This window comes from Lysobacter solisilvae, from assembly GCF_016613535.2.
GTDB lineage: Bacteria > Pseudomonadota > Gammaproteobacteria > Xanthomonadales > Xanthomonadaceae > Agrilutibacter > Agrilutibacter solisilvae.
On record NZ_CP071518.1, the window covers coordinates 3,246,879 to 3,267,424 of the forward strand.

20 protein-coding genes are annotated in these 20,546 nt (G+C 68.3%); 8 read left to right on the plus strand and 12 right to left on the minus strand.

Annotation, left to right across the window (positions count from 1 at the left end; all coding sequences use genetic code 11):
* Position 1: 1 nt before the first annotated feature.
* The 3 genes from I8J32_RS14305 to I8J32_RS14315 all read left to right on the plus strand — a co-directional run bounded on the left by I8J32_RS14305 (position 2) and on the right by I8J32_RS14315 (position 2,145).
* Positions 2-646 (plus strand): hypothetical protein, encoded by a 645-nt coding sequence (locus I8J32_RS14305; RefSeq protein ID WP_200615745.1) that lies wholly within the window; start codon positions 2-4, stop codon positions 644-646.
* A gap of 577 nt (positions 647-1,223) precedes the next feature.
* Entirely contained in the window at positions 1,224-1,859 is a 636-nt protein-coding gene (locus tag I8J32_RS14310) for a glycoside hydrolase family 19 protein (RefSeq protein WP_200615746.1), read from the plus strand.
* A 34-nt stretch (positions 1,860-1,893) separates the two neighbouring features.
* Positions 1,894-2,145 (plus strand): peptidoglycan-binding domain-containing protein, encoded by a 252-nt coding sequence (locus tag I8J32_RS14315; protein ID WP_200615747.1) that lies wholly within the window; start codon positions 1,894-1,896, stop codon positions 2,143-2,145.
* A gap of 82 nt (positions 2,146-2,227) precedes the next feature.
* On the opposite strand, the gene I8J32_RS14320 is transcribed toward I8J32_RS14315, so the two are convergent.
* The 5 genes from I8J32_RS14320 to I8J32_RS14340 all read right to left on the minus strand — a co-directional run bounded on the left by I8J32_RS14320 (position 2,228) and on the right by I8J32_RS14340 (position 6,959).
* Entirely contained in the window at positions 2,228-2,689 is a 462-nt protein-coding gene (locus I8J32_RS14320) for a BON domain-containing protein (protein WP_200615748.1), read from the minus strand.
* A gap of 246 nt (positions 2,690-2,935) precedes the next feature.
* Entirely contained in the window at positions 2,936-3,796 is an 861-nt protein-coding gene (locus tag I8J32_RS14325; RefSeq protein WP_200615749.1) for a PA4780 family RIO1-like protein kinase, read from the minus strand.
* A gap of 251 nt (positions 3,797-4,047) precedes the next feature.
* Positions 4,048-4,707 carry a hypothetical protein gene (locus I8J32_RS14330; protein WP_200615750.1) on the minus strand — a complete coding sequence of 220 codons (660 nt, stop codon included), beginning with the start codon at positions 4,705-4,707 and terminating at the stop codon, positions 4,048-4,050.
* A gap of 75 nt (positions 4,708-4,782) precedes the next feature.
* On the minus strand, positions 4,783-5,862 hold the full coding sequence (locus tag I8J32_RS14335) for a hypothetical protein (RefSeq protein ID WP_200615751.1): 1,080 nt from the start codon (positions 5,860-5,862) through the stop codon (positions 4,783-4,785).
* Positions 5,859-6,959, minus strand: coding sequence for an RNA polymerase sigma factor (locus tag I8J32_RS14340; RefSeq protein ID WP_200615752.1), 1,101 nt, complete (start codon positions 6,957-6,959; stop codon positions 5,859-5,861). Before I8J32_RS14340 ends, I8J32_RS14335 begins: the two co-directional genes overlap by 4 nt.
* A gap of 171 nt (positions 6,960-7,130) precedes the next feature.
* Here I8J32_RS14340 and I8J32_RS14345 point away from each other — a divergent pair, with 171 nt between their 5' ends.
* Positions 7,131-7,640, plus strand: a complete 510-nt coding sequence (locus tag I8J32_RS14345) for a hypothetical protein (protein ID WP_200615753.1) — start codon at positions 7,131-7,133, stop codon at positions 7,638-7,640.
* 28 nt (positions 7,641-7,668) lie between these two features.
* On the opposite strand, the gene I8J32_RS14350 is transcribed toward I8J32_RS14345, so the two are convergent.
* The 3 genes from I8J32_RS14350 to I8J32_RS14360 all read right to left on the minus strand — a co-directional run bounded on the left by I8J32_RS14350 (position 7,669) and on the right by I8J32_RS14360 (position 11,332).
* Positions 7,669-8,589 carry a M14 family metallopeptidase gene (locus I8J32_RS14350; protein WP_200615754.1) on the minus strand — a complete coding sequence of 307 codons (921 nt, stop codon included), beginning with the start codon at positions 8,587-8,589 and terminating at the stop codon, positions 7,669-7,671.
* Positions 8,590-8,695: 106 nt separating this feature from the next.
* Entirely contained in the window at positions 8,696-10,696 is a 2,001-nt protein-coding gene (locus I8J32_RS14355; RefSeq protein WP_207526638.1) for a type II CAAX endopeptidase family protein, read from the minus strand.
* A 54-nt stretch (positions 10,697-10,750) separates the two neighbouring features.
* On the minus strand, positions 10,751-11,332 hold the full coding sequence (locus I8J32_RS14360; protein WP_200615757.1) for a DUF488 domain-containing protein: 582 nt from the start codon (positions 11,330-11,332) through the stop codon (positions 10,751-10,753).
* Positions 11,333-11,690: 358 nt separating this feature from the next.
* Here I8J32_RS14360 and I8J32_RS14365 point away from each other — a divergent pair, with 358 nt between their 5' ends.
* Positions 11,691-12,449 (plus strand): OmpA family protein, encoded by a 759-nt coding sequence (locus I8J32_RS14365; protein WP_200615758.1) that lies wholly within the window; start codon positions 11,691-11,693, stop codon positions 12,447-12,449.
* 91 nt (positions 12,450-12,540) lie between these two features.
* On the opposite strand, the gene I8J32_RS14370 is transcribed toward I8J32_RS14365, so the two are convergent.
* Positions 12,541-14,604: a M13 family metallopeptidase gene (locus tag I8J32_RS14370; RefSeq protein WP_200615760.1), complete on the minus strand. Its 2,064-nt coding sequence runs from the start codon at positions 14,602-14,604 to the stop codon at positions 12,541-12,543.
* 190 nt (positions 14,605-14,794) lie between these two features.
* Here I8J32_RS14370 and I8J32_RS14375 point away from each other — a divergent pair, with 190 nt between their 5' ends.
* Both I8J32_RS14375 and bla read left to right on the plus strand, forming a co-directional pair.
* On the plus strand, positions 14,795-15,685 hold the full coding sequence (locus I8J32_RS14375; RefSeq protein WP_200615805.1) for a class I SAM-dependent methyltransferase: 891 nt from the start codon (positions 14,795-14,797) through the stop codon (positions 15,683-15,685).
* Between the two features lie 119 nt (positions 15,686-15,804).
* Positions 15,805-16,668: a subclass B3 metallo-beta-lactamase gene (gene bla, locus I8J32_RS14380; protein ID WP_200615761.1), complete on the plus strand. Its 864-nt coding sequence runs from the start codon at positions 15,805-15,807 to the stop codon at positions 16,666-16,668.
* Between the two features lie 222 nt (positions 16,669-16,890).
* Here the strand turns inward: bla and I8J32_RS14385 are convergent, their stop codons facing one another.
* The 3 genes from I8J32_RS14385 to I8J32_RS14395 form a co-directional block, all read right to left on the minus strand.
* Entirely contained in the window at positions 16,891-17,325 is a 435-nt protein-coding gene (locus I8J32_RS14385; RefSeq protein ID WP_200615763.1) for an EF-hand domain-containing protein, read from the minus strand.
* A gap of 205 nt (positions 17,326-17,530) precedes the next feature.
* The gene (locus I8J32_RS14390) at positions 17,531-18,064 is read right to left on the minus strand and encodes a GlsB/YeaQ/YmgE family stress response membrane protein (RefSeq protein WP_200615764.1); all 534 of its coding nucleotides are present in this window, start codon (positions 18,062-18,064) and stop codon (positions 17,531-17,533) included.
* Positions 18,065-18,263: 199 nt separating this feature from the next.
* Positions 18,264-19,655 (minus strand): hypothetical protein, encoded by a 1,392-nt coding sequence (locus I8J32_RS14395; protein WP_207526639.1) that lies wholly within the window; start codon positions 19,653-19,655, stop codon positions 18,264-18,266.
* A gap of 398 nt (positions 19,656-20,053) precedes the next feature.
* On the opposite strand from I8J32_RS14395, the gene I8J32_RS14400 reads away from it, so the two are divergent.
* Positions 20,054-20,455 carry a ribonuclease domain-containing protein gene (locus tag I8J32_RS14400; protein WP_245156344.1) on the plus strand — a complete coding sequence of 134 codons (402 nt, stop codon included), beginning with the start codon at positions 20,054-20,056 and terminating at the stop codon, positions 20,453-20,455.
* Positions 20,456-20,546 lie beyond the last annotated feature (91 nt).

Consider the following 20,546-nt stretch of genomic DNA (forward strand, 5'->3'; position numbering starts at 1 on the left):
CATGGCCAGCTGCTCGGTTACCGTCCCGGACCTCAACACCTCCGGCGACAATCTCTATGGCCCGCGCGTGTGCTGGCAGCCCTTCGTCGACTGGGCCTGGAACGCCTTCGACTTCGACGAGGGCGACTGGGACGACGGCTTCGGTTACGACGCGGTGTGCGACAACAGACTCCCGCTTTGCCGTGCGCTGGCAGGCATCTGGTGCCTGACCTACTCCTCACCCCACTTCCCGAGCGAGTCCTACAGCTCCAACATCCTGGAATGGGGCTGCCGGTTCGCACGCAACCACATCGACGAGCTCGATGCCCGCTGCGGTTCCGGTGGGGCTTTCGCCGAAACACAGTGGGGCGCGTTCGCCGACGACTGGACCCGGCTCTACCTGCCGTTCTTCTATGACCAGGGCGTCAGCCGCCGGGCCGGCACCATCCTCCACGAGTCCCGCCACGCCGACGGCAAGGGCCACGACGTCGGCGACAACGATTCGTCCTGGGGCTACAACGGCGCCTGGCGCTGGCACGTCTGCTGGCTGGCATGGTTCGCCTTCGAGGGCCTGCATGCCTCCGCCGCCATGCGAAGCCAGGCCACGCAACGGGCGAACAACATCATCAATTCGCGCTTCGAAACCCATCCGGGCTTCAACGTGTAGCGACGCCGTGGCCTGCTGTATGGAAGGGCTTTCGTCGGTGAAACGGCCAAGCCGCTGACCTGCAGGCCTGGCAAGCCCGGCGGATCGGCCATGTGCCTGATCCTCCGGGCTTTTTTATGGCTTGGGGATAAGTGCTCGGCCGGTGGGGATAAGTGCTCGGGAGGCCGAGCAAAAAGCTCGGGGCGCCGAGCAAAAAGCTCGGGGCGTCGAGCAGATTGCTCGGGCGGCGGGAATTTTTACCCGGGGCGCCGAGCAGATTGCTCGGCAGGCCGGGCAAATTGCTCGGCAGGCCGAGCCCGGACCGCGGCGGGCCGAGCAGATTGCTCGGGGCGCCGAGCAAATAAGGCGGACCTCGGGAATCCGAGCTCGGGTCGCCGAGCACTTATCCCCACGGGCCGAGCACTTATCCCCACGGCCGGAAACAGACCTATCAGCGCGGAGGCATTGCGCTGACCATTCGTCGACGACCTCGTCCCATTGCACGCCGGCACCCGTCACGGTGGCCGCCGCCGCGCGTTGAACCCAGAGCAGGCTCGTGCGGCCTGGCCCGGGGTTCACTGCCAGAGGACGGTCCGCCATGCTCTCCCCTTCCGTACTGAAGCGCCTCTATCCGAGGGCACCGCAGGCGCATCTCGACAGTTTTGCGCAGCGCCATGCTGCCCTGTTCGACGAGTTCGGCGTCGGCGCCACGCGCAACCGCCTGCAGTTCTTCCTTGCCCAGATCGGCCACGAATCAAGCGGCCTGACCATCGCCGAGGAAAACCTGAGCTACCGGGCATCCCGCCTGATGGCCGTCTGGCCGTCGCGCTTCCCTACCTTGGCCGCAGCCGAGCCGTTTGCGCACAACCCGCAGAAACTGGCCAACCAGGTCTATGCCCACCGGATGGGCAACGGCGCGCCGGAGAGCGGCGACGGGTTCCGTTTCCGCGGCCGCGGCTACGCGCAGGTCACCGGTCGGGACGGCTATCGGGAGGTCGGTGCCGTAGCCGGCCTGGACCTGCTCACCCACCCCCGGCAGGTCGCCGATCCCGACCACGCACTGCGCGCGGCGTGTGCGTTCTGGGAGTGGAAGAAGCTGTCGGCCCTGGCCGATCGTGGCGACTTCGTCGCGGTGACCCGGCGCTGGAACGGCGGCAACGTCGGCATGGAAGACCGCCGCTTGTGGCTGGTGCGCGTGCAGACGATCGTGCCCACCCGCACCGCCGCAGGATGAAGCCCCGCGTATCGACCGCGACGCCATTGTTCACGTGCAACGCGTGCTGCGGGACGCCGGTCTCTATCACGGCGGCATCGACGGCGTGATCGGCCGCATGTCGCGCGCCGGCCTGCGCGCCTGGCAGGCGGAGCACGGGCTGGAAGTCGCGGGCGTGATCACGCGCGAAACCCTGGCCAGCATGCCGCCTGCGTCCGATGGAGGCCCCGCTGGGCATCGTGTGGCCGGCGCATCCCGCAACAAGCCCAAGGCCGACGGGAGCAACCGGGGCCACACGCCGGCGTGATTCCGGGCAGGCGCAAACCGCGCGCCGCGCCGAGCGTGCCCCTTGCGTCCGGGTTGGGTCCGGACGCCCTGGTTTCACGCAGTCAATGCCGCTGGGACTCCTCGCCCGCCACGCCTTCCCGTCGGGTGGTCAGGCGGCTTTCGACCTCTTCCACGCCCGGCAGCGCCGCGACCTCATCGATCAGCTGGTCGATTTCCGCCACCGCCACGTGCCCGCTGAGCACCACGAAACCGTCCTCGACACCGACCTCCACATCGACGGGCCGATCGACCAGCCGGCCGATCTTCGCGCGTACCCTGGCTTCCAGGCGCTCGTCGTTGTCCAGCTCGGCGCGCGCCTGCGCCCGCGCCTCCAGCGCGGCATCGCGCATCCGGTCCAGGGGGCGCCGCGATCGCGCCGGGGCGAACGTGTCCAGCTCGTCGTCCCCCGCCAGCACATGTTCGTGCGCGAGCCAGCGGCGGCGCCTGCCGGTGACCGGATCGAACAGGTACATGACCAGCGCTCCCGCGCCAAAGGCCACCGCCAGCTTCACCAGGTTACTCATCGGAACTCTCCTCTGGATGGGATGCGCCGTGCATCGACAGGCGCAGATGCTGCCATCGGGGATGGAAAGTGCGCGCGAAGGAGCGGCCATGCCCTGGCGCGGCCAAGTATCGCTGCGGCGCGCGCGATCCCCGTGCACCTGACGCGATCAAGCGCGGATCGTGCGCGGGGAGCGGCTGTATGCGCTCCGGCGCCCGGAAGACCGGGCCTCTCGCCGCTGGCCGTCGCCGCACCGGCGCCTGCGGGACTATGCCTCGGCTTCTTCCGCCGCTTCGCGTCCCTGCTGACGGATCAGGGCTTCCTCGCGCGCATCGTTGATCGCATGGCGGACGCTATCGAGGTCGACGGTGCTTTCGTCGGGTTCGAATTCGCCGGTCAACTCGGTTTCCGGCTGCAGGGCGCCGGCCTGGAACAGGGCCCACATCTCCTCGCCATACCAGGTATCCAGCAGTTCCGGCGCCCAGCGGCCCAGGCTGGCGGTGAGGTTGTTGACGTCGCGCAACAGCATGGCCCGCGCGGCGTTGTTGCCGCCGGCACTGACCACCTGCGGGAAGTCGATCACGATCGGGCCGTCGGGCCCGACCAGGACGTTGTAGGCCGACAGATCGCCGTGGATCAGGCCACAGCACAGCATGCGCACGACCTGCCGCATCAGCACGGAATGGAACTCGAGCGCCTGCGGCGGCGTGAGTTCCACCTCGCCCAGGCGCGGCGCGGAGAATCCTTCGGCATCGGTGACCAGTTCCATCACCAGCACGCCATGAAAATAGCCAAAGGGCTCGGGCACGCGCACGCCGGCCGCGCGCAGCTGGTAGAGCGCATCGACCTCGGTGTTCTTCCAGGCCGCTTCCTGCTGCCGGCGCCCGTACTTGCTGGCCTTGCCGACCGCACGCGCCTCGCGGCTGCCGCGCACCTTGCGGCCTTCCTGGTACTGCACACGCTGCTGGAAGCTGCGCTGGGCCATGTCCTTGTAGACCTTGGCGCAGCGCACTTCGCCACCGCTGCGAACGACATATACCGCCGCTTCCTTGCCGCTCTTGAGCGGACGCAGCACTTCATCGATGACGCCGTCGTCGATCAGCGCCTGCAAGCCTTGGGGGGTCTTCACGGAATCTCGGGAGAGCGGCTGGCGCGGCGAGGCCTGCGCGACCGGGGCGCGCATCTTCGCACCTTCGGCCAGGTGGGGCCATGGGAAGGGGGGCCGTAGCGGTGCCCGGTTCACGATTTGCGGGCTTGAACGCCCCGCTGGCCTGTTAAGCCCGTCGGAGGGAGTTCCCACGGCAGCCCAAGGCGGGTCCGCCTTCCAGGCGCAAACGGGGGCGGTTGCCAAGCGCCCCCGTTCATCCACAGCCATCCGCTCTACTGCATGGCATCCACGATCTCATTGGCCAGCGTCGAGATCCGATGCGTGTGCTTATGCGTGGCGATCGGGCTCTTGCCATCCAGCTTGCGTCCCGTCAGCAGCACCACCACCTTCCTGGCTTCCAGCGCCCGCTGCAGCTCTGTCTTCTTACCGCCGAGCGTACCGATCTTCTGGACCAGGGTACCGAGGGCCTCGATGAACGACCGGGCGTCGTTGCTCAGTCCACTGCCGGGCACGAACCCGATGAGCTGCGTCCCGTAGTTCTTCACCAGGGACGAGAACGAATACGCGCTCTCCTCCTCGGGAAACACATACAGGAAATAGTCCATCCGGACGATGTCGTTCGGACCGGCCACGTCGGTGACCTGGTCGTCGCCGCCGCCGTATTCCGATGGAAGGAACCGCTCGATCGTCATTCCCTCGCGGATGCCGCAGCGGATGAAATGCTTGTCCATCTGCGACATCAGCTGCAGGGTCTCGACCAGCGCGTCCTTGCCTTCGGCCCGGAACACGACGTCCTTGCCGATGAGGTTGTGGTAGCCCGGACGCAGCGGCCCGGTGCGCTGCCTGCCCTTGATGTAGTCGGGACCAAAGCTCATGCCCTTGATCACGGCTGCCTGGTCGATGATGACCCAGCCACATGCGACTTCTGCCATTTTCCTTCTCCTTTGCGCCTCCGGAACGGAGGCGGTTGGTGGTTCAGCGGGACGCCCTGCCCCGCACGCCACGGGCTATGCCACCCCGGCCTCGACGTCCACGGCGCGGGTTTCGCCCGGCCACACGCCATACAGGTCGACATGGCGCACGCCACCGACCCACTGCCCCCGCGGGCTGCTCCATTGCAGGCGCTTGCTCTCGCTGGAGAACACGCCGCGGAACGAGAGGTCGAGGACCAGGTTGCTCGCGTCCAGCGGAATGTCGCCGATGCTCGCCGACAACCCGCCCGACACGGTCGTCTGGTGCGACTTGCGGCCGCGCGGCGTGTCGTACTGCAGGCTGATGTCGACGATGTACGTGCCGCCGTTGGAGTTTCGGATCACCAGCTGGAAGGCGCTGATGTGCGTGATCCAGCGCGGCAGCAGCAGGCGCCCATCGAAAGAGGCGAAGGTGAAGGCCAGCGGCGTCGACCCCGAAGCCAGCACCCCGGCCTCGCTCGGCCACAGATGCTTGTCCACGCTCTTGCTCTCGCTGGTCGAAGTAAACGAGCCCTTGCCGCTGGCTTCGCCCAGCATCTTGTGCACGCCCGAGGCGGTGCCCGTGAGCGAGAAGGTGTTGTCGGCCGCCATCGAGCCCACGTTGAGGCCGCTCTTGGCGAACAGCACGCTGGTGATGACGCCGAAGCCCTGGGCGATGCGACCATCCGAGCCCATGCCCGACTGCGCTGCGCGCTGGACCAGCCAGTCCAGGTTCTGCCCCAGCACGGCGTCCGGGTTGTTGAGGACCGACTCGGCGTCCAGGGCGCACTTGGACACCATCGATCCCTCGCGACCCATCTTCCATTGCACCTGCACGCCCGCCGTCGCTTTGACGCCCGTCTCCGGATCCTCCGCCTCGCCCTTCAGGTCGACTTCCACTTCCGTGCGCGAGACATCACTGGTCATCGCGTTCCAGTCGGAACTGACCTGCGTGCGGATGAAGTTGCCGTCGCTGACGCCGGGGATTTCAGATGAAATCAGCTTGAACAGCCCCGTGGCCGGGTCGAGGATGCCAACCGCACCCGGGGTGATCTCGCTGCTCAACGACCAGTTGCCCCAGTAGGCCTGGTTGGTCTTGCGGATCAATTGTGTGAACTGCGCGTTCCAGTTGATCATGTCCTGCTCCTTGTGGTGGTGGGATCCTGCCGGTGGCTCGAACTCGCGGGGAGGTGCTTGCACTGCTTGCGCCGGGGCGCCCGACACGCGTCGCGCGTGCTCCTGTTCAAACGCTGCAGACGTCGGTCTGTGAAACCGTTGTCGAGGCCAGCGAGCAGGCGTGCGCGCAGCAGCTGCACGCGCTTGCGCGCCAGCGCTTCGCTGATCCCCAGGCGCTGGGCGATCGCGGCATAGGGCAGGTCATCGATGAAGCGCCACGCGAACAGGCGCTGCTGGTCGGGCGCCAGTCGGCGCAGCACGCCATCCACCCGTCCCAGCTGCTCGCGGCGCTCGCTCCACTGTTCGGCGGTGCGATCGCCGCCGGAAGGCGCGGATTCCGCATCCAGTTCAGGATCGGTGGAGGCGTCGAACACGCGGTTGTGGCGCGCGCAACGCCTGACTGTGTCGAGGAACACATGCTTGAGCACGACGAAGAGGAAGACCTCGGGATCGGTCAGCTTCTGTGGCGCCCGACGCATGAACTGCAGGGCCTTGACCGCGGCGCCGGCGAGCAGGTCGTCGGCGCGGTCGCTCCGGCCTTCGGCCAGGCGCTGTGCGCGATGGCGAAGCGCCGGATAGGCCGCGCGCCAGGTGCGTTCGAACAACAGGTCAGCCTGTGCGGTGACGCCCGACCTCCCCTGCTTGCTCGCGGTCGGCTTTTCTGTCGCGGGCGCGCTGGCCGGACCGGCGTCCGAGGGATGCTGCTGCGCAGGGGGTAACACAGACGGGTGCGTAGGAACGTTCAAGGCGACGATTCCTGTCGTACTGCTCCGAAAAACGTTTCCTGCGCGCGCCGATGAAGGCAGGCGCAGAAAGTCCTGGGCTCCACGCCTTCTGCCGGTCCGGCTGGGCGGTCGGGGCTTGTCTTGTTCGAACGTCAAACCCCGACGGGTGTGAATCGCGCTGTCCAAAGGAATGGCGCGCAGGATCGGATCGAAACGCCAGGCGCGGATGCCGTGGCCCCGACCACGCGACAAGGGCGCCGGCTTCGACTTGCAGGTGCCGACCTGCAACAGCGCGCGAACCGGCGGCGGCATCCGAGGCGGGAAAGGCGTCACCACCACGGCCTGGAGCGGGTGCTCGTTGCGTTCTCTCAGGACAGGGGATCAACCGCCATCACCGGTTGCCTCCCGGTGTGGCGCACTGCGGCAGCTTCGCTGTGGGTGCGAGTCCGGCCAACCTGTCACCGGACGCGTATCCTGACGTTTCGCGCCCGAGAGACACTGCCCGTGCCCGCCATCGAGACCTGCTCGCTGCCTGCCGATGCGTTCCTGCAGCGCTATCTGCGCGAGGGCCACTACGCCGACTGCTACATCACCGCCATCACCGGCGATGCGGGCCTGGCCCAGTACGTCGAAGCCTTCTACACGACCGCGCTGTTCAAGGCCGAACGCGTTGTGCTGGCGATGATCGGCCGCTCATCCACGGACCACCAGGCGCGGCAACTGGGCGCGGGCGCGCGCGACCGCTTCGCAGCCTGGGCTGTCGAGCAGCGCGACGACCGCCAGATCCTGCTGCGCGACTTCAGCGGTCACACCTGTTCCTGGCTGATGGCGGCCCCGATCCCCGGGGGCGGCACGCAGCTTTATTTCGGATCGGCGGTGGTGGCCTCTGCCGATCCGCGCACCGGCCGTAGTTCGATCGGAACACGCTGGCAGGTGCTGCTCGGACTCCACAAGCTGTATTCGCGCATGCTGCTGCGTGCGGCCAGCCGTCGCCTGATGGCGGGAGATCGATAGCCCGGGGCGTGCGTTGGCCCCTCTGTCCTCAGAGGCGTGCCAGCGCGTAATCGATCGCCGCGCACACCGCGACCGCCTGGGCCTGGTTGCATTGTTCCGGCGTGGCGCGGGGGCTGTCCGGATACACCTCGGTGGTGGTCTTGTAGCGGGCGTCCGTGATGCCTGCGCACAACCCCAGCTGGCGCAAGGGGTAGCGGATGACGCCCGGCGCCACCACCGTCGAGCCGATGATCTCGCCCTTGGCGTCCGCCGGTGCGATGTGGGTCACCTTGGCCACCGCCTCGATCACGGCCTGCTGGAACTCCGGCTGCGGGTACTCGCTGTCGTCCACCAGGTAGAACCCGTCGGGAATCTCGCCCGGCTCGAAGGGCATGCCATCGCGGGCGGCCAGCGCCGGGCGGAATTCCGACTCGTCGGTGTCGGTGGTCTCGTGCAGGTCCACGTGCACCAGCACGCGATCGCGCAGCGGGCCGACGAGCCGCAGCAGCGCCGCCGATTCCTGGGCCGGGCTGTCTTCGCGGAAGGACCGGTTCGGGTCGATCGCGTCGGCATTCCAGCGATGGATACGCTCGTAGGCCCAGGGGCTCACGCAGGGGACCACCAGCAGGTTGACCCGGCCGGCGTAGCCGGACGCGTACTGATCAAGGAAGCGCAGCGCGCCATGCACGCCACTGGTCTCGTAGCCGTGTACGCCGCCGGTGACCAGGACCGCGGGCAGGCTGTCGTTCCACTCCCGGCTCTTGACGGCAAACAGCGGGTAGCGGTCTGCGCCGTAATCGAGCTCGCCGTACTGCACCACATCGAACCGTGGACGCAGTCCGTCGATCACGCCGACCACGTCCACGTCGTAACTGCGGTGGCGGACCTGCCGTGCACGCCAGTCGGCCTTCTCCGCCCTGCCCCACGCCTGGCCGGGGGTGCCGATGGGATAGCTGGCCTGGGCGTTCATGGCGCGCTCGCTGGTCGTTGGATTCGAAGAAACTCTAGCACCGCCTGCCTGCCGCCCGCACCGCAGGACCTTGGCTGTTGGCGATGCCCGCCACCGGCAGCGCTGCCTAGGTTGCGTACATCATCGCCAACGCCGCCCAGGAATTGTTCAGTGCGTGCAGCACGATCGCCGGACCCAGCGAACGGGTGCGCTTCACCAGCCACCCGGCGAACAGGCCCAACGCCAGGTAGAACGGAAGGCGCGGCAGATCATCGTGGCTGGCGGCGAACACCAGGGCCTGGATCGCATTTGCCCAGCCGAAGCCGATGTGGCGCGCCAGCCCTCCCAGCAGGAGTCCACGGAAGACGAGCTCCTCGAGCACGGGGACGATCAGCGCCATCAGCAGCAGCGTGACGGCCGGACCGGCAGCCTGCCTGCCGCCTTCGGCGATCGCCTGCACGGCCTGCGTCTGGGTGGTTTCAGCACCGCCGGAAGACGCGTTGACCGCGGCGAGCAAGGCACCGACCACCAGCAGTGCCACCTGGGCCAGCAGCACCCAGCCGATCATTCGAGCCGCGCTGCGGCCGCCCACGATCTGTCGCAGGCCGATGCGCCGGGCGTAGGGCACGATGCAGAGCAGTCCGGCCAGCGAGCCCCAGAGCATGGACCGGAACAGGCCCGGCTCATCGAAAGCAGGCCCCCCCGACGCCATGCCGGACAGCGCATCGGGTGCCACCAGGGTGCCGACCGTCAGCGGAACGACCAGCAGGATGGCCAGGCCGATCCACGCCTGACGCAGGCCGACCACCTCGAACAGCGGCTCCAGCGCGGGCTGGCCGCGGGCCCTGCGCAGCAGGCTGCGGTAGTGCGCGGGAACCAGCACCAGCCCCGGCAGGAGTGCCAGCAGGATCAGCATCCCGATGGCGATGGCCGCGGCCATCGTCATGGCCGGCTTGAACAGCGACAGCGGCGAGCGGACGAGGATGGCCGCGGCGCGCGCAAGGTTCTGCGCAAGCCCGTCCATGTCGGACACGTCGACCATGTCCACGGCGATCTCGAACTCGCGCAGGGCGAGCGCGACTTCAAAGCGCTCGTCCTCCATCAATGTCGCCCCGTCCTCGCTGGAGGCGCGCAGGTACCTGCGTGCCTGCGCCGAGTTGCCCGCATGCAGGTGCACCCGCGCCGCCAGGACATCGGCCACCTGCCGGCCCGCCTTTTGGTGACGTCGCAGTTCCGACAGCGCCACGCGTCCGTCCGGCAGGTCGAGCGCCGCCTCGATCCGCTCGCGGGCGGGCCAGTCCTCGTCTGCGACCGGCGCCTGTGCCAACAGGCGTGCCGCTTCCAGGCTGCGCTCGTTTGCAGCCAGCCAGCGCACCGCGGCGTGCACCTGGCTGTAGTCGCCCAGGCGCGCGGCCTTCTCGCCCAGCTCGCCGGCGCGGTCATCGTCGTTTCCGGCATGGGCGTTGGACAAGGTCGCGAGCAGCGCGCGACGCTGCGGCACCGGCCAGCGCTCCGCCGGTCCGATCAGTTTTTCCCCGGCTTCGATGACTTCCTGGTCATCCCACAACTGCCTGAGCAGGAAGACCTGGGCTTCGGGCGCCTTGTCGGCACGATCGCGCAACGCCTGCTGGCACGCTTCGAAATCGTCGGGCGCGCTGTCCACGAATTCGCCGTATTCGTCATCGACGAAGTGGGCGATGAAGGCGCAGCGCGCGACCGTCTGCGCCGCGTCGTGCGGCGCGGCGGCGCGGATGGCGGCGTCATAGCGGGCAAGGGACTGCTGGTACGCCGCGGCCTTGACGGCCTGCACGCGCTCGAGTTCGCGCTGGTCGCTGGAGGGGGCGGCTTCGTGCACGCCGACGACGGGCGCGGCGGCCAATGCCGACGCGGAGACGAAAGCCGCGACGGCAACCAGCCGGCGCAGCCAGGAACGTACTGCCATGGAACTACTTCCCCTGATTCTGCTGGCGCGCGTGCAGCGCGGGCCGGCGTCTGGATGGTGCGACCCGGGCCGGGCGGAAGCCGCGGCGCCGCGTGGGACCGGACTATAGCCCAGCGCCTCTCCCGCGACTTCCGCCGCTGGACATTCCGCGTACCGGCGGCGCCTGCCGCGGATCGGCGGCGGCATGACCGCCTGTTTCCAGCCGCACCGGGCACCACATCGCCGCTGGTCCGTCGTCGGCTACAGCAGCTCCCCCTGCGCGGGCGCATAGCTCAACCGTCCGTGCTCGATGCGCGCGGGCGCCGTGTAGGCGTGGGTCGTGGCGTGGGTCTGGTCCAGGATATGGATGACCTCGATCCCGCGCAGTTTGAGCACGTCGGAAATCAGCGCGCGGTGGCAACGCCACCACAGGGATTCGGCACACATCAGTGCGGTCCGACGCCGCGCCGCCAGCGCCAGCACCGCGGCCAAGCCCTCGGCGAACTCCGGGCTGTCCAGGTGATCGGCGTACCCCTGGAAGGAGGGATTGCGCCAGCCCCCGTTGGGCGAGCCCGGTCGCACCTTGCGACGGCCGCCGAGCTGCGGCAGCCATGCGTACTCGATGCCCTGCGCAGGCAGGCTCGCCGACAGTGCGTCGCCGGCAAACCACGGGTAGCGCCGGGAGCCGGGAAAACGGCGGACATCGGCGATCGCGCCGATGTCGTACGCGGCCAGCAGGTCGAGGAAGGCCTCCAGCGGCCGGGTCGAATGCCCGATCGTCCACACGGCCGCGGGCGTGGGCCGGGTCGTGGATGTTGGAGCAGACGCGTGATGGACCGGCATCGGGCGTACCCCTGGCGTAGCGCATGGCCGCTGGATCAGGCCGGACCCAGTTCACCGCAGCTTGCGTCCACGATGCGTATGGACGCAGTCCTGCCAGGCCTTGCCACTGGGACCGCAGGACGACGCCGGATGCCAGGGCCCGCAGCCGTGTTGGCCCAAGGGCCAATAGGCAGCCTCCAGCGCGCGTGCCAGCCTGATGCCTGCGCTCCCGGCTCGTCCCATTGTGCCCAGTGAAATCGCGCCGGGCTGCTGCTGCGCCAAGCCGCAAGGCTGCGACCTTGCTTCGGGCATCCGCCCACCCGCATCCAAAGGCCCAGAGGGCACCGCCATGACTACCAGGAAGCCTGTGAAACACACCATGTTGATTGCCGCGTTCGTGGCCATCCTGGCCATGCTGCCGGCATTGGCCGCCGACAAGAGCACGATCCGGGGCCTGATCACCGCCATCCAGGGCGACACACTCACCGTCAAGGACGGCAACAACGTCGAGCACACCATCACCGTGTCCTCCGACACGACCTACAAGAAGACCAAGGGCCTGACCGGCGCCATCAGCGAGAAGGCGGCCTTCACTTCGCTGATGCCGGGCCTGCCGATCATTGCCGACGGCATGGCCGACGGCGGCAACTTCACCGCCAGCGCGATCTCGTTCAAGTCCGAGGACTTCCGCACCGCCCAGCAGGTGCAGGCGGGCGTGGCCCCGACCTCCACCCGCGTGGATGACATGGGCAAGCGCATGGACGACTTCGGGACCTACGAGGCGCTGGAAGTGCTCGACGTGCATTTCGCCTCGGGCAAGACGGCGCTCTCCGCCAAGGACAAGGCCGCCCTGTCGGCCTTCGCCGAAAAGGCCAAGGCGACCAACGGTTATCACGTCGTCCTGCAGGGCTTCACCGACTCCGTGGGCAACGCCGCCGCCAACCAGCGCCTGAGCACGATGCGCGCGGCCTCCGTCGCCAATTACCTGCAGCAGACCGGCGGCCTGATGCCCGGCAAGGTGCACGCCGGCGACGGCATGGGCGTTGCCGCGGACGCAGGTTCGGGCAGCAACGCCAATGCGCGCAAGGTCACCGTGAAGCTCGTGGTCGACAAGGGCGTGCAGGCCGGCAACAAGTAACCGTTCACCACCATGCCGGCGGAAACCCACGCCGGCGGACATGCACCCCAGAAAGACGAAGCCCGCAGATCGCGGGCTTCGTCGTGTCAGGTCACCAGATCCGCACCCGCTTCTCCGGCGGCAGGTACATCTCGTCGCCCGGCTTCACGCCGAAGGCCTGGTACCACGCATCGAAGTTGCGCAGCGGGCCGTTGGCACGGTATTGCGACGGCGAATGGGGGTTGGTCTTGATCAGGTTGAGCAGCGCCTCGTCGCGGTACTTGCCCTTCCAGATCTGCCCCCAGGACAGGAAGAAGCGCTGGTCGCCGGTCAGCCCGTCGATCACCGGCGCCGGCTTGCCAGCCAGACTGAACTGGTAGGCCGTGTACGACATGGACAGGCCGCCCAGATCGCCGATGTTTTCGCCCATGGTCAGCGAACCATTGACGCACTGGCCCTCCAGCGGACAGAAACCGTCGTACTGCGCGCCCAGCACCTTGGTGCGCTGCTCGAAACCGGCGCGATCGGCGTCGGTCCACCAGTTGCGCTGGATGCCGGCGAAGTCGGACTTGCTGCCCTGGTCGTCGAAACCGTGGCCCATTTCATGTCCGATCACCGCACCGATGCCGCCGTAATTGACGGCCGGATCGGCGTTGAGGTCGAAGAACGGCGCCTGCAGGATGCCGGCCGGGAACACGATCTCGTTGAAGGTCGCGTTGTAGTAGGCGTTGACCGTCTGAGGCGTCATGAACCATTCGCTGCGGTCCGGACGGGTGCCGACGCGGCGGTTCTCGTCGTTGCGCCCGTAGCGGCGCATCTGCATCACGTTCGCCATCAGGTCGCCGGGGACGATGGTGACGCTGGAATAGTCGCGCCACTTGTCCGGGTAACCCACCTTGGGCCGGAAGGTTTCCAGCTTGCGGTAGGCCTCGGCCTTCGTGGACTCGCCCATCCAGTCGATCTGCTCGATGTTGGCACGCAGGGCCTTGCGCAGGTTTTCCACCATCGCCTGCATCGCGGCCTTGGCCTGGGGCGAGAAGTGGCGCTCGACATACAGCTTGCCCAGCGCATCGCCCAGGCCGTCCATGCCGCCCACCGCGGCCACGGCGCGCTTCCAGTCCTCGCGCTGGGCCTTCTGGCCGCTGAGCACGGTGCCGTTGAAGGCGAAGGCCGCATCGTCGATCTCGCGGCTGAGCAGCGGCGCATTGTTGCGGACCGCGTGGAAGGCCAGGTAGTCGCGCCACACCGCCAACGGGGTGCGCGCGATGACGTCGACCACCGGCTGCACCGCGCTCGGCGTGACGATGTTGACGCGGTCCAGCGCGGGCATGCCCTGCGCCTTCACGTGCGCGGCCCAGCCGTAGCCCGGATACTGGCTTTCCAGGTCGGCGAAAGTGACGGCGTTGTAGGTCTTGTCGCGGTTGCGCAGCTGCGCGCGCTCCCACTGCGGCTTGGCCAGTTCGGTTTCCAGCGCCAGGATCGCTTCGGCGCGCGTCTTCGCGTCGCCCACGCCGGCGAAGCCGAGCATCTTCTGGATGTGTTCGAGGTAGGCGGCGCGGATGCCGGCGAATCGCGCATCCTGGTTGAGGTAGTAGTCGCGGTCGGGCAGCCCGAGGCCGCCCACGCGCAGGCCGACGAGGTACTGGTCCGGATCCTTGCGATCCAGCTCCACCCCGAACTGCAGCGGCGAGATCGTGCCGTCGAGCGCGCTGCTGGCGAAGGCGGCGACCAGCGCATCCTTGGTCCGGATGGCATTGATCCGGTCGAGCACCGGCTTGAGCGGCGTGATGCCCGCCGCATCGCGGGCGGCGCGGTCGAGGAAGCTGGCGTAGTAGTCGCGCACCTTCTGCGCGTCACTGCCCGGCGCAAGGTCCTGGCGCTTGGCCAGTTCCTCGATGATGGCCTGGACCTGCGCTTCGGAGCGGTCGCGCAGCATCATGAAGGAGCCGTACGAGGTCTCGTGGTCCTTCAGCTGGTAGGTGTCGAGCCAGTGGCCATTGACGAAGCGGTTGAAGTCATCGCCCGGCTTGACGGTCGTGTCCTGCGCGGCGAGGTCGACACCGAAGCTGCCCAGCTGGGGCCTGGCCTTGGGTGCGGCGTCTGCGGCGTGGACGGTGGTCGCCGCGGCCAATGAAACAGCGAGCGCGAGGCCCAGGCTCAAACGTGAAGGCTTCATGGACGTTCCCCGGTGGAAAGCTGGAGCCTAGCGTGGCGCCGGAAGGGTGTCGTAGGCCAATGGTTGGGAAAACGGCGGACGCGGTGGAAGGCCGGAGTCGGCAAAGCCGGGCTGGGCGAGACGGCCCTTCCCCAGGCGCCGGGTCCCGCACCGTGGCACCCGCGCGCGCAACGCCTCTAAAGTAGTTCGGATAGCTGCTTCCACACCCCGCTTCCAACCGCGCCTCAGGATCCCTCCCCACGTGCATTACGCCGGCCCGCTGCTGACCCTTCCCCTCGCGCAAGCGCTGCTCGCGGCACGCCATGCCGGAGCGGGCACATGGCACGGTTCGCTGGATCTGGACGTTTCCCGCGCCGAGGTGGCCCTGTCGTCCGACGCCTGGGAGTGGCGTGGCCAGCGCTATCCCTATCCCGGAAAGCTGAAGGACCGCACGCTCTATTACTGGGATGGCGACGGGTTCGCCTCCATCTCGCGGTATTCGGGCTCGCTGATCAAGCTGGTCCCCACGCCATGGGGCGCTCCCACGTTCGAGATCGACGGCATCAAGATGCTGCCCACGTCGAAGGAATCGCCCATCGACGATGCCCGCCGCAAGGTGGCCCTGGTGGCGCCGCAGGGCAAGATCGTCCTCGACACCTGCGGCGGCCTGGGCTACTTCGCCGCGTGCTGCCTGGACGCCGGTGTGGCCCGCATCCTGTCGTTCGAGAAGAACGCCGACGTGCTGTGGCTGCGCACGCTCAACCCCTGGTCTCCCGACCCCGACGCCCCCGCCAGCGGCGGTCGACTTGAGCTGACGCATGCCGACGTGTCGCAGGCCATCGCGCAGATCCCGGGCGCATCGGTGGATGCCCTGCTCCACGATCCGCCCCGCTTCGGCATTGCGGGGGAGCTGTACTCCCAGGCCTTCTACGACCAGCTGGCGCGGGTCCTGCGCCCGGGTGGGCGCCTGTTCCACTACACGGGCAGTCCGAACAAGCTCACCAGCGGGCGCGACGTGCCGCGCGAGGTGGAGAAACGGCTGGGCAAGGCCGGCTTCAAGGCGCAGCTGGCGCTCGATGGCGTGCTCGGCGTGCGCAGGTGACGTCGCGCCACCCGGCTGTGCAACGGTAGCGGAAAAGCCGCGCCATCAACCGCTTGGCGCATCGTGAAATTGATTCCATCGCGTGGCACATTGGCCACCCCCACTGCGGAGCTCGGTCGATGCGAACGAAGGTGCTTGCCACTGCACTGATGCTGGTCACGACCGGCATGGCCCTGGCGGCCGAGCCGTTGCCGGTTTCGCCCGCGGCGGACACGCCCGAGCACTGGCGCCAGCCCGTCACTCCGTTCCGGATCGCCGACCACACCTGGTACGTCGGTACGCAGGGCCTCACTGCGCTCCTGGTAAAAACCGACGCAGGCGCCGTGCTCATCGATGGCGGACTGCCGCAGGCGGCGCAGTACGTGCTGGCCAACCTGCGCAGCCTGGGCGTGGAGCCCGGGCAACTGAAATTCATCCTGCACAGCCATGCCCACGCCGACCACTCGGGGGCGCTGGCCGCGCTCAAACGCGCGACGGGCGCCACGCTGGTGAGCAATGCCGAATCGGCGGTGCTGCTCGCGCGCGGCGGCAGCGACGACATGCATTTCGGCGACGAACTCCCCTACCCGCCGGTCCACGCCGACCGCCTGCTCATGGACGGCGAAACCGTCGATCTGGGTGCCATCCACCTGCGTGCGCACTTCACCCCCGCGCACACCCCAGGCAGCCTGAGCTGGACCTGGACCGACACACGCGACGGCAAGCCGCTGCGCATCGCCTATCTCGACAGCTTCAGCGCCCCCGGCTACCGGCTGGTGGACCATCCGCGCTATCCGCGCATCGTCGAGGACTACCGCCGCGGGTTCGCTACCGCCCGCGCGCTGCCCTGCGACCTGTTGATCACTCCCCACCCCGACGGCAGCGGATGGAAAACCGAAACCGGCACGGCAGGAGAGATGAGTTGCCCAGACTACGTGGCCAGAGCCGAGAAGGCGCTGGAGGCGGAAGTCGACAAGCAGCGCAAGGCGGCCGCGTCGCACTGAGCCCGCGCTTGAGGTTCCACAGCTGATCGCGCCGACGGGTTGCCGCGGCTGGTCCTCGAGTTCGCCGGCTTGTTCTCGGGTGCACCAGATTCGTCCGACGTTGAGCCAATCTGGTCCGACGCCGGACGGGGGGTTGTCCTCGCGCGGGTCATTCCGGCCCAGCGCAGGACCACGCAGGCGGACTGGCGGACGACAGGTCGTCCGCGGGAACGGCCGGAACCGCTAGTAGTTCTGGTATTGCCCGGGTGCGGGAATGCCGAACCGCGACTTCATCTCGGCCAGCTCCAGCTTGCCGTCCTGGTTGGTATCCAGCCACATGAAGCGCGTCTCGGCGCCGCGACGCAGCTCTTCGTCGGACAGCTCACCATCCTGGTTGCGATCCGTGCCGCGGATGCGGTCGACGGCGGACATCTGGCCATCCTCCTGCGGCCCGAGCACGGCCTCCAGCTCTTCGGCGGAGATACGCGAATTGCCGTTGCTGTCGAGCTGGCGGAACAGCGCCTTGCTGTCGTACTCGGATTTGTCCACGACGCCGTCGGCGTTGGTGTCGAGAGACTGGAAACTGGACGTTGCGCTGGTGGGCACGCCCTGGGCGCACACGCTGGCCGGGATCAGGCTGGTGACGAGCAGCAGGCTGGAGAGAGGTAGGGCATTCATGGCGGGCTCCTGGACGCGACTTCCTGGATGAAGCAACGAGGACGGTGCCGGCGGGCGGAGACAGGGCGTGTCGGCTCGAGGGCCCGGTCGGGATCGGGATCCGGGTCGGGACCGGGGAGCGCAGGCACGTCGGATCCGCGGGGTGGATGGACGAGCTGCCGATGCCGGGGTCGGCGGTTCGACAGTACTCCTGTGGCCGTGCCTCCTACAACGTCGAGGTCACTTCACCGCCCTGCGCGCGCAGGTAGTCCGCGGCGCGGGCGCGCTGCTCGGCCGAGAAGGCATGCACGACCACCGTCGTGCTGCCGGCCGCCATCGCGTCCCGGGTGGCCTCCACGTAGCGGTCATGGTCGGGCCGCAGCGATACCAGCCCGCCCAGGAACAGCCCGGCTACCGCGCCGAAGCCGATCAGCACCAGCAGCGCGGCCACCCAGGACTGGACGACGAACGGCACGCCCATCGCGTACAGCCCCCAGAACACCAGCGCGCCGAGTACCGCGCCGACGATGCCCAGCCGGACGTGGGCGACCACGATCGTCCGCCAGATGCCCCGGCTTTCCGGTTCGAGCTTGTGTCCGGGATGCGGTTCGGCCGGCGTGACCAGCTGCACCTGCGCCGCCTCCAGCGAGAGGGCCGAGGACACGCCGTCGGCCGCCTGCTGCGCGACGCGGGTGCTCGGGAATACGGCGGCGACCTTGTGGTTGGAGAACTCGCCGGTGATCGGGGAGGCTTCCGGCATGGCGTGGATCCGCTGCGGGGCTTCGATGCTGCCAAAAGTGATGTCCCGGGGGCGTGAGCCCGGCCGTTTCAACGAGTCCCGGACGCTCGGCTGTCACGGGGCCTTCGTGCCAGCCGTTCCACGAAAAACAGGTGCCCCGCACGGTGGCGGGGCACCTGGCTGCTGGTTGCCCGGCGTCATCGCCGCCGGGCGTGTGGCATCAGCCCTGCCCGCCCTTGGGCATCTTGGCGATCTGGACGCCGATGATCATCGGCTGGTCCGATGTCGTGGTGCCGGTGAAGCTCGAGCCGTTGGCGTCGGCATGCCAGCCGGACTTCTCGCTGCCACCCTCGGCCTCGAAGGAGAACGGACCAATGCGGATGCCGGTGGCGACCTTGAACTTCTCCGAGAACTGCTTGAACGTCGCGCTGCTCGTGCGGATGCTGAAACTGGGCTTGTAGCCGACGTACATGCCGGTCTTGAGCAGGTTGAAGAAGCCGCTCTCGCCATACACCGCCTGGTTGTCGCCGTCGCCGAACGGGCTGTAGCCGCGCACGAACGGCCCATTGGCCATGCTGCGCACGAAGCCGCCGTTGTACCAGAGGCTGGGCTGGATCTGGATCAGGTCGAATGCCTCGAATTCCAGCGAGACCTCCAGCTGGTTGTCGGTCTCGAAGGAGTCGATGCGCTCCCACTTGCCGTTGACCTTCACTTCCCAGAACAGCTGCTGCACCTTCGCCTCGCCGCCCGCCCACGACTTGCTGAAGTCATAGGAAGAATCGCGGCTGCTGAAGCCCATGGTGGCGCCCGCCGGACCCTTGCCCGCCTTCACCTTGTCCAGCCACTGCGCGGCGTTCTGCGAGATCGACCAGTTCGGCACCTTCGGCAGCTTGGTCAGGTTGGGATCGGCCAGGCGCACGTAGAACTCTTCGTTGACGAACTGGTTGCGCGCGTCGGCCAGGCCGGGCGTGTTGGCCTGGTCGACCAGCGCGGCCAGGTTGATCTCGGCCTGGGACATCTTCTTCAGCGCGGCGGCGATGTTGGCCTGGTAGCCACGGCCCTGGAGCGAGCCCAGCCACTCGGTGAACGGCGGCGTGTTGTCGACCACCGTGTCGTCGTAGATCGCCAGGGCGATGTCCACCGCCTGCGTGTACTGGTTGCTGGCCTCGGTCAGGGCATCGGTGGCCACGGTGATCTGGTCGCGCAGGTCCGGATCGTCGGTGGCGACGGGAATGACGCGCAGGAACTGCTGGTAGGCCAAGTCCACGCGATCGCCGCCGGAGGCATAGGCGCCCACGGCATCCCATTGCGGGGCGGTCGAACAGAAATCGTACTGGGCGCTGCCGATGGTGCCGGCGGCCGCCGTCGGCCAGGACCAGCTGACGAAGGGATAGACCAGCTGGAAGGTGTCGGGCGAGGCGCCCAGCGAATTGATCAGGGCGCGGTACAGCAGGCCCCAGGGCTTGTCGTCCGCATCCGCGGCGGCCAGGCCGCGGGCGCCGACGCGGGCCCGGCGCAGCAGGCGGCGACTGACGGCGCCATGGGTGAAAGCGGAAATCGGACGCTCGTCTTCGCGATCGAGGATGTCGACGGCGGTGGTTTTCGCGGACATGGAAAGGCTCCTTGCGATGTGCCGGCCTCCTGTGGCCGGCAGCGGTGCCGAACGCTGCGCATCGATCGATGCGTCAACCCCGGGCGGGGCACCCTCGCTCCGGTGGGCGCACCTTCCCGGGTCGCCCGGCGCGGCGCCTGACGGCAACCTTACCGTCGGCAAAACCCTTGTGATTCGGGTAGTTGCAGGCAGTGCCCCGCGGGCGGACCGGCAGACCGGCCGATTGGGGCGGCGGCCGCACGCGGCCCTGGCCGGCTTCCACGGCGCGGCCCGGGACGCTGTCGCGCCGCTCCGGGCGCGATCGTCAGGTTGCGGTAAGGCCGCGACGTCGGACTCTGCGCAAGCCTGTGGGCCGCGTCTGCCTGTCGCAACGCGTTCGCCCACCAAGGAGTTCCACCATGAACAAGACGATCGCAATCCACCGGCGCCTGGCCGGTGCCCTCACCACCGCCCTGATGCTGTGCGCGCTTCCGGCCGCCCAGGCCGCCCCGCCGGCCTGCAAGGGCCTGCACACCTCGGTCAAGGAAGCCATGCGCACGATGTCCGTGTGCATCACGATGAACAACCCGCCCGCCGACTGCAATCACGCCGGCATGGACGTGCAGCGCTTCAACAACGACGAGAAGAAGCTGCCCAAGGCCAGCCCGCCGCAGGAATACTGGGAAGGCAAGCTGCGCGACGGTGGCGCCGCGGGCACGTGGCGCCTCGTGTACCTGGTGACGATGGGCACGACCAAGAACAAGGTCGACGCGCGCTACTTCACCAACGACCACTACGCGAGCTTCTGCAAGATCAACTGATCCGTCGCACACCGCCCGGCCGGCGCCGGGCGGTGTGCGGGATGGTTGCAGCGCCAAGCGCGCGCCCGGCCTTCCGGAGCGCGCTCCGGGG

Bases quoted from the DNA above. Each gene is read 5' to 3' on its own strand.
- I8J32_RS14305 (WP_200615745.1), top strand. From the start codon at position 2: ATGGCCAGCTGCTCGGTTACCGTCCCGGACCTCAACACCTCCGGCGAC.
- I8J32_RS14310 (WP_200615746.1), top strand. From the start codon at position 1,224: ATGCTCTCCCCTTCCGTACTGAAGCGCCTCTATCCGAGGGCACCGCAG.
- I8J32_RS14320 (WP_200615748.1), bottom strand. From the start codon at position 2,689: ATGAGTAACCTGGTGAAGCTGGCGGTGGCCTTTGGCGCGGGAGCGCTG.
- I8J32_RS14330 (WP_200615750.1), bottom strand. From the start codon at position 4,707: ATGGCAGAAGTCGCATGTGGCTGGGTCATCATCGACCAGGCAGCCGTG.
- I8J32_RS14335 (WP_200615751.1), bottom strand. From the start codon at position 5,862: ATGATCAACTGGAACGCGCAGTTCACACAATTGATCCGCAAGACCAAC.
- I8J32_RS14350 (WP_200615754.1), bottom strand. From the start codon at position 8,589: ATGAACGCCCAGGCCAGCTATCCCATCGGCACCCCCGGCCAGGCGTGG.
- I8J32_RS14355 (WP_207526638.1), bottom strand. From the start codon at position 10,696: ATGCCGCCGCCGATCCGCGGCAGGCGCCGCCGGTACGCGGAATGTCCA.
- I8J32_RS14360 (WP_200615757.1), bottom strand. From the start codon at position 11,332: ATGCCGGTCCATCACGCGTCTGCTCCAACATCCACGACCCGGCCCACG.
- I8J32_RS14365 (WP_200615758.1), top strand. From the start codon at position 11,691: ATGTTGATTGCCGCGTTCGTGGCCATCCTGGCCATGCTGCCGGCATTG.
- I8J32_RS14370 (WP_200615760.1), bottom strand. From the start codon at position 14,604: ATGAAGCCTTCACGTTTGAGCCTGGGCCTCGCGCTCGCTGTTTCATTG.
- bla (WP_200615761.1), top strand. From the start codon at position 15,805: ATGCGAACGAAGGTGCTTGCCACTGCACTGATGCTGGTCACGACCGGC.
- I8J32_RS14385 (WP_200615763.1), bottom strand. From the start codon at position 17,325: ATGAATGCCCTACCTCTCTCCAGCCTGCTGCTCGTCACCAGCCTGATC.
- I8J32_RS14390 (WP_200615764.1), bottom strand. From the start codon at position 18,064: ATGCCGGAAGCCTCCCCGATCACCGGCGAGTTCTCCAACCACAAGGTC.
- I8J32_RS14395 (WP_207526639.1), bottom strand. From the start codon at position 19,655: ATGTCCGCGAAAACCACCGCCGTCGACATCCTCGATCGCGAAGACGAG.
- I8J32_RS14400 (WP_245156344.1), top strand. From the start codon at position 20,054: ATGAACAAGACGATCGCAATCCACCGGCGCCTGGCCGGTGCCCTCACC.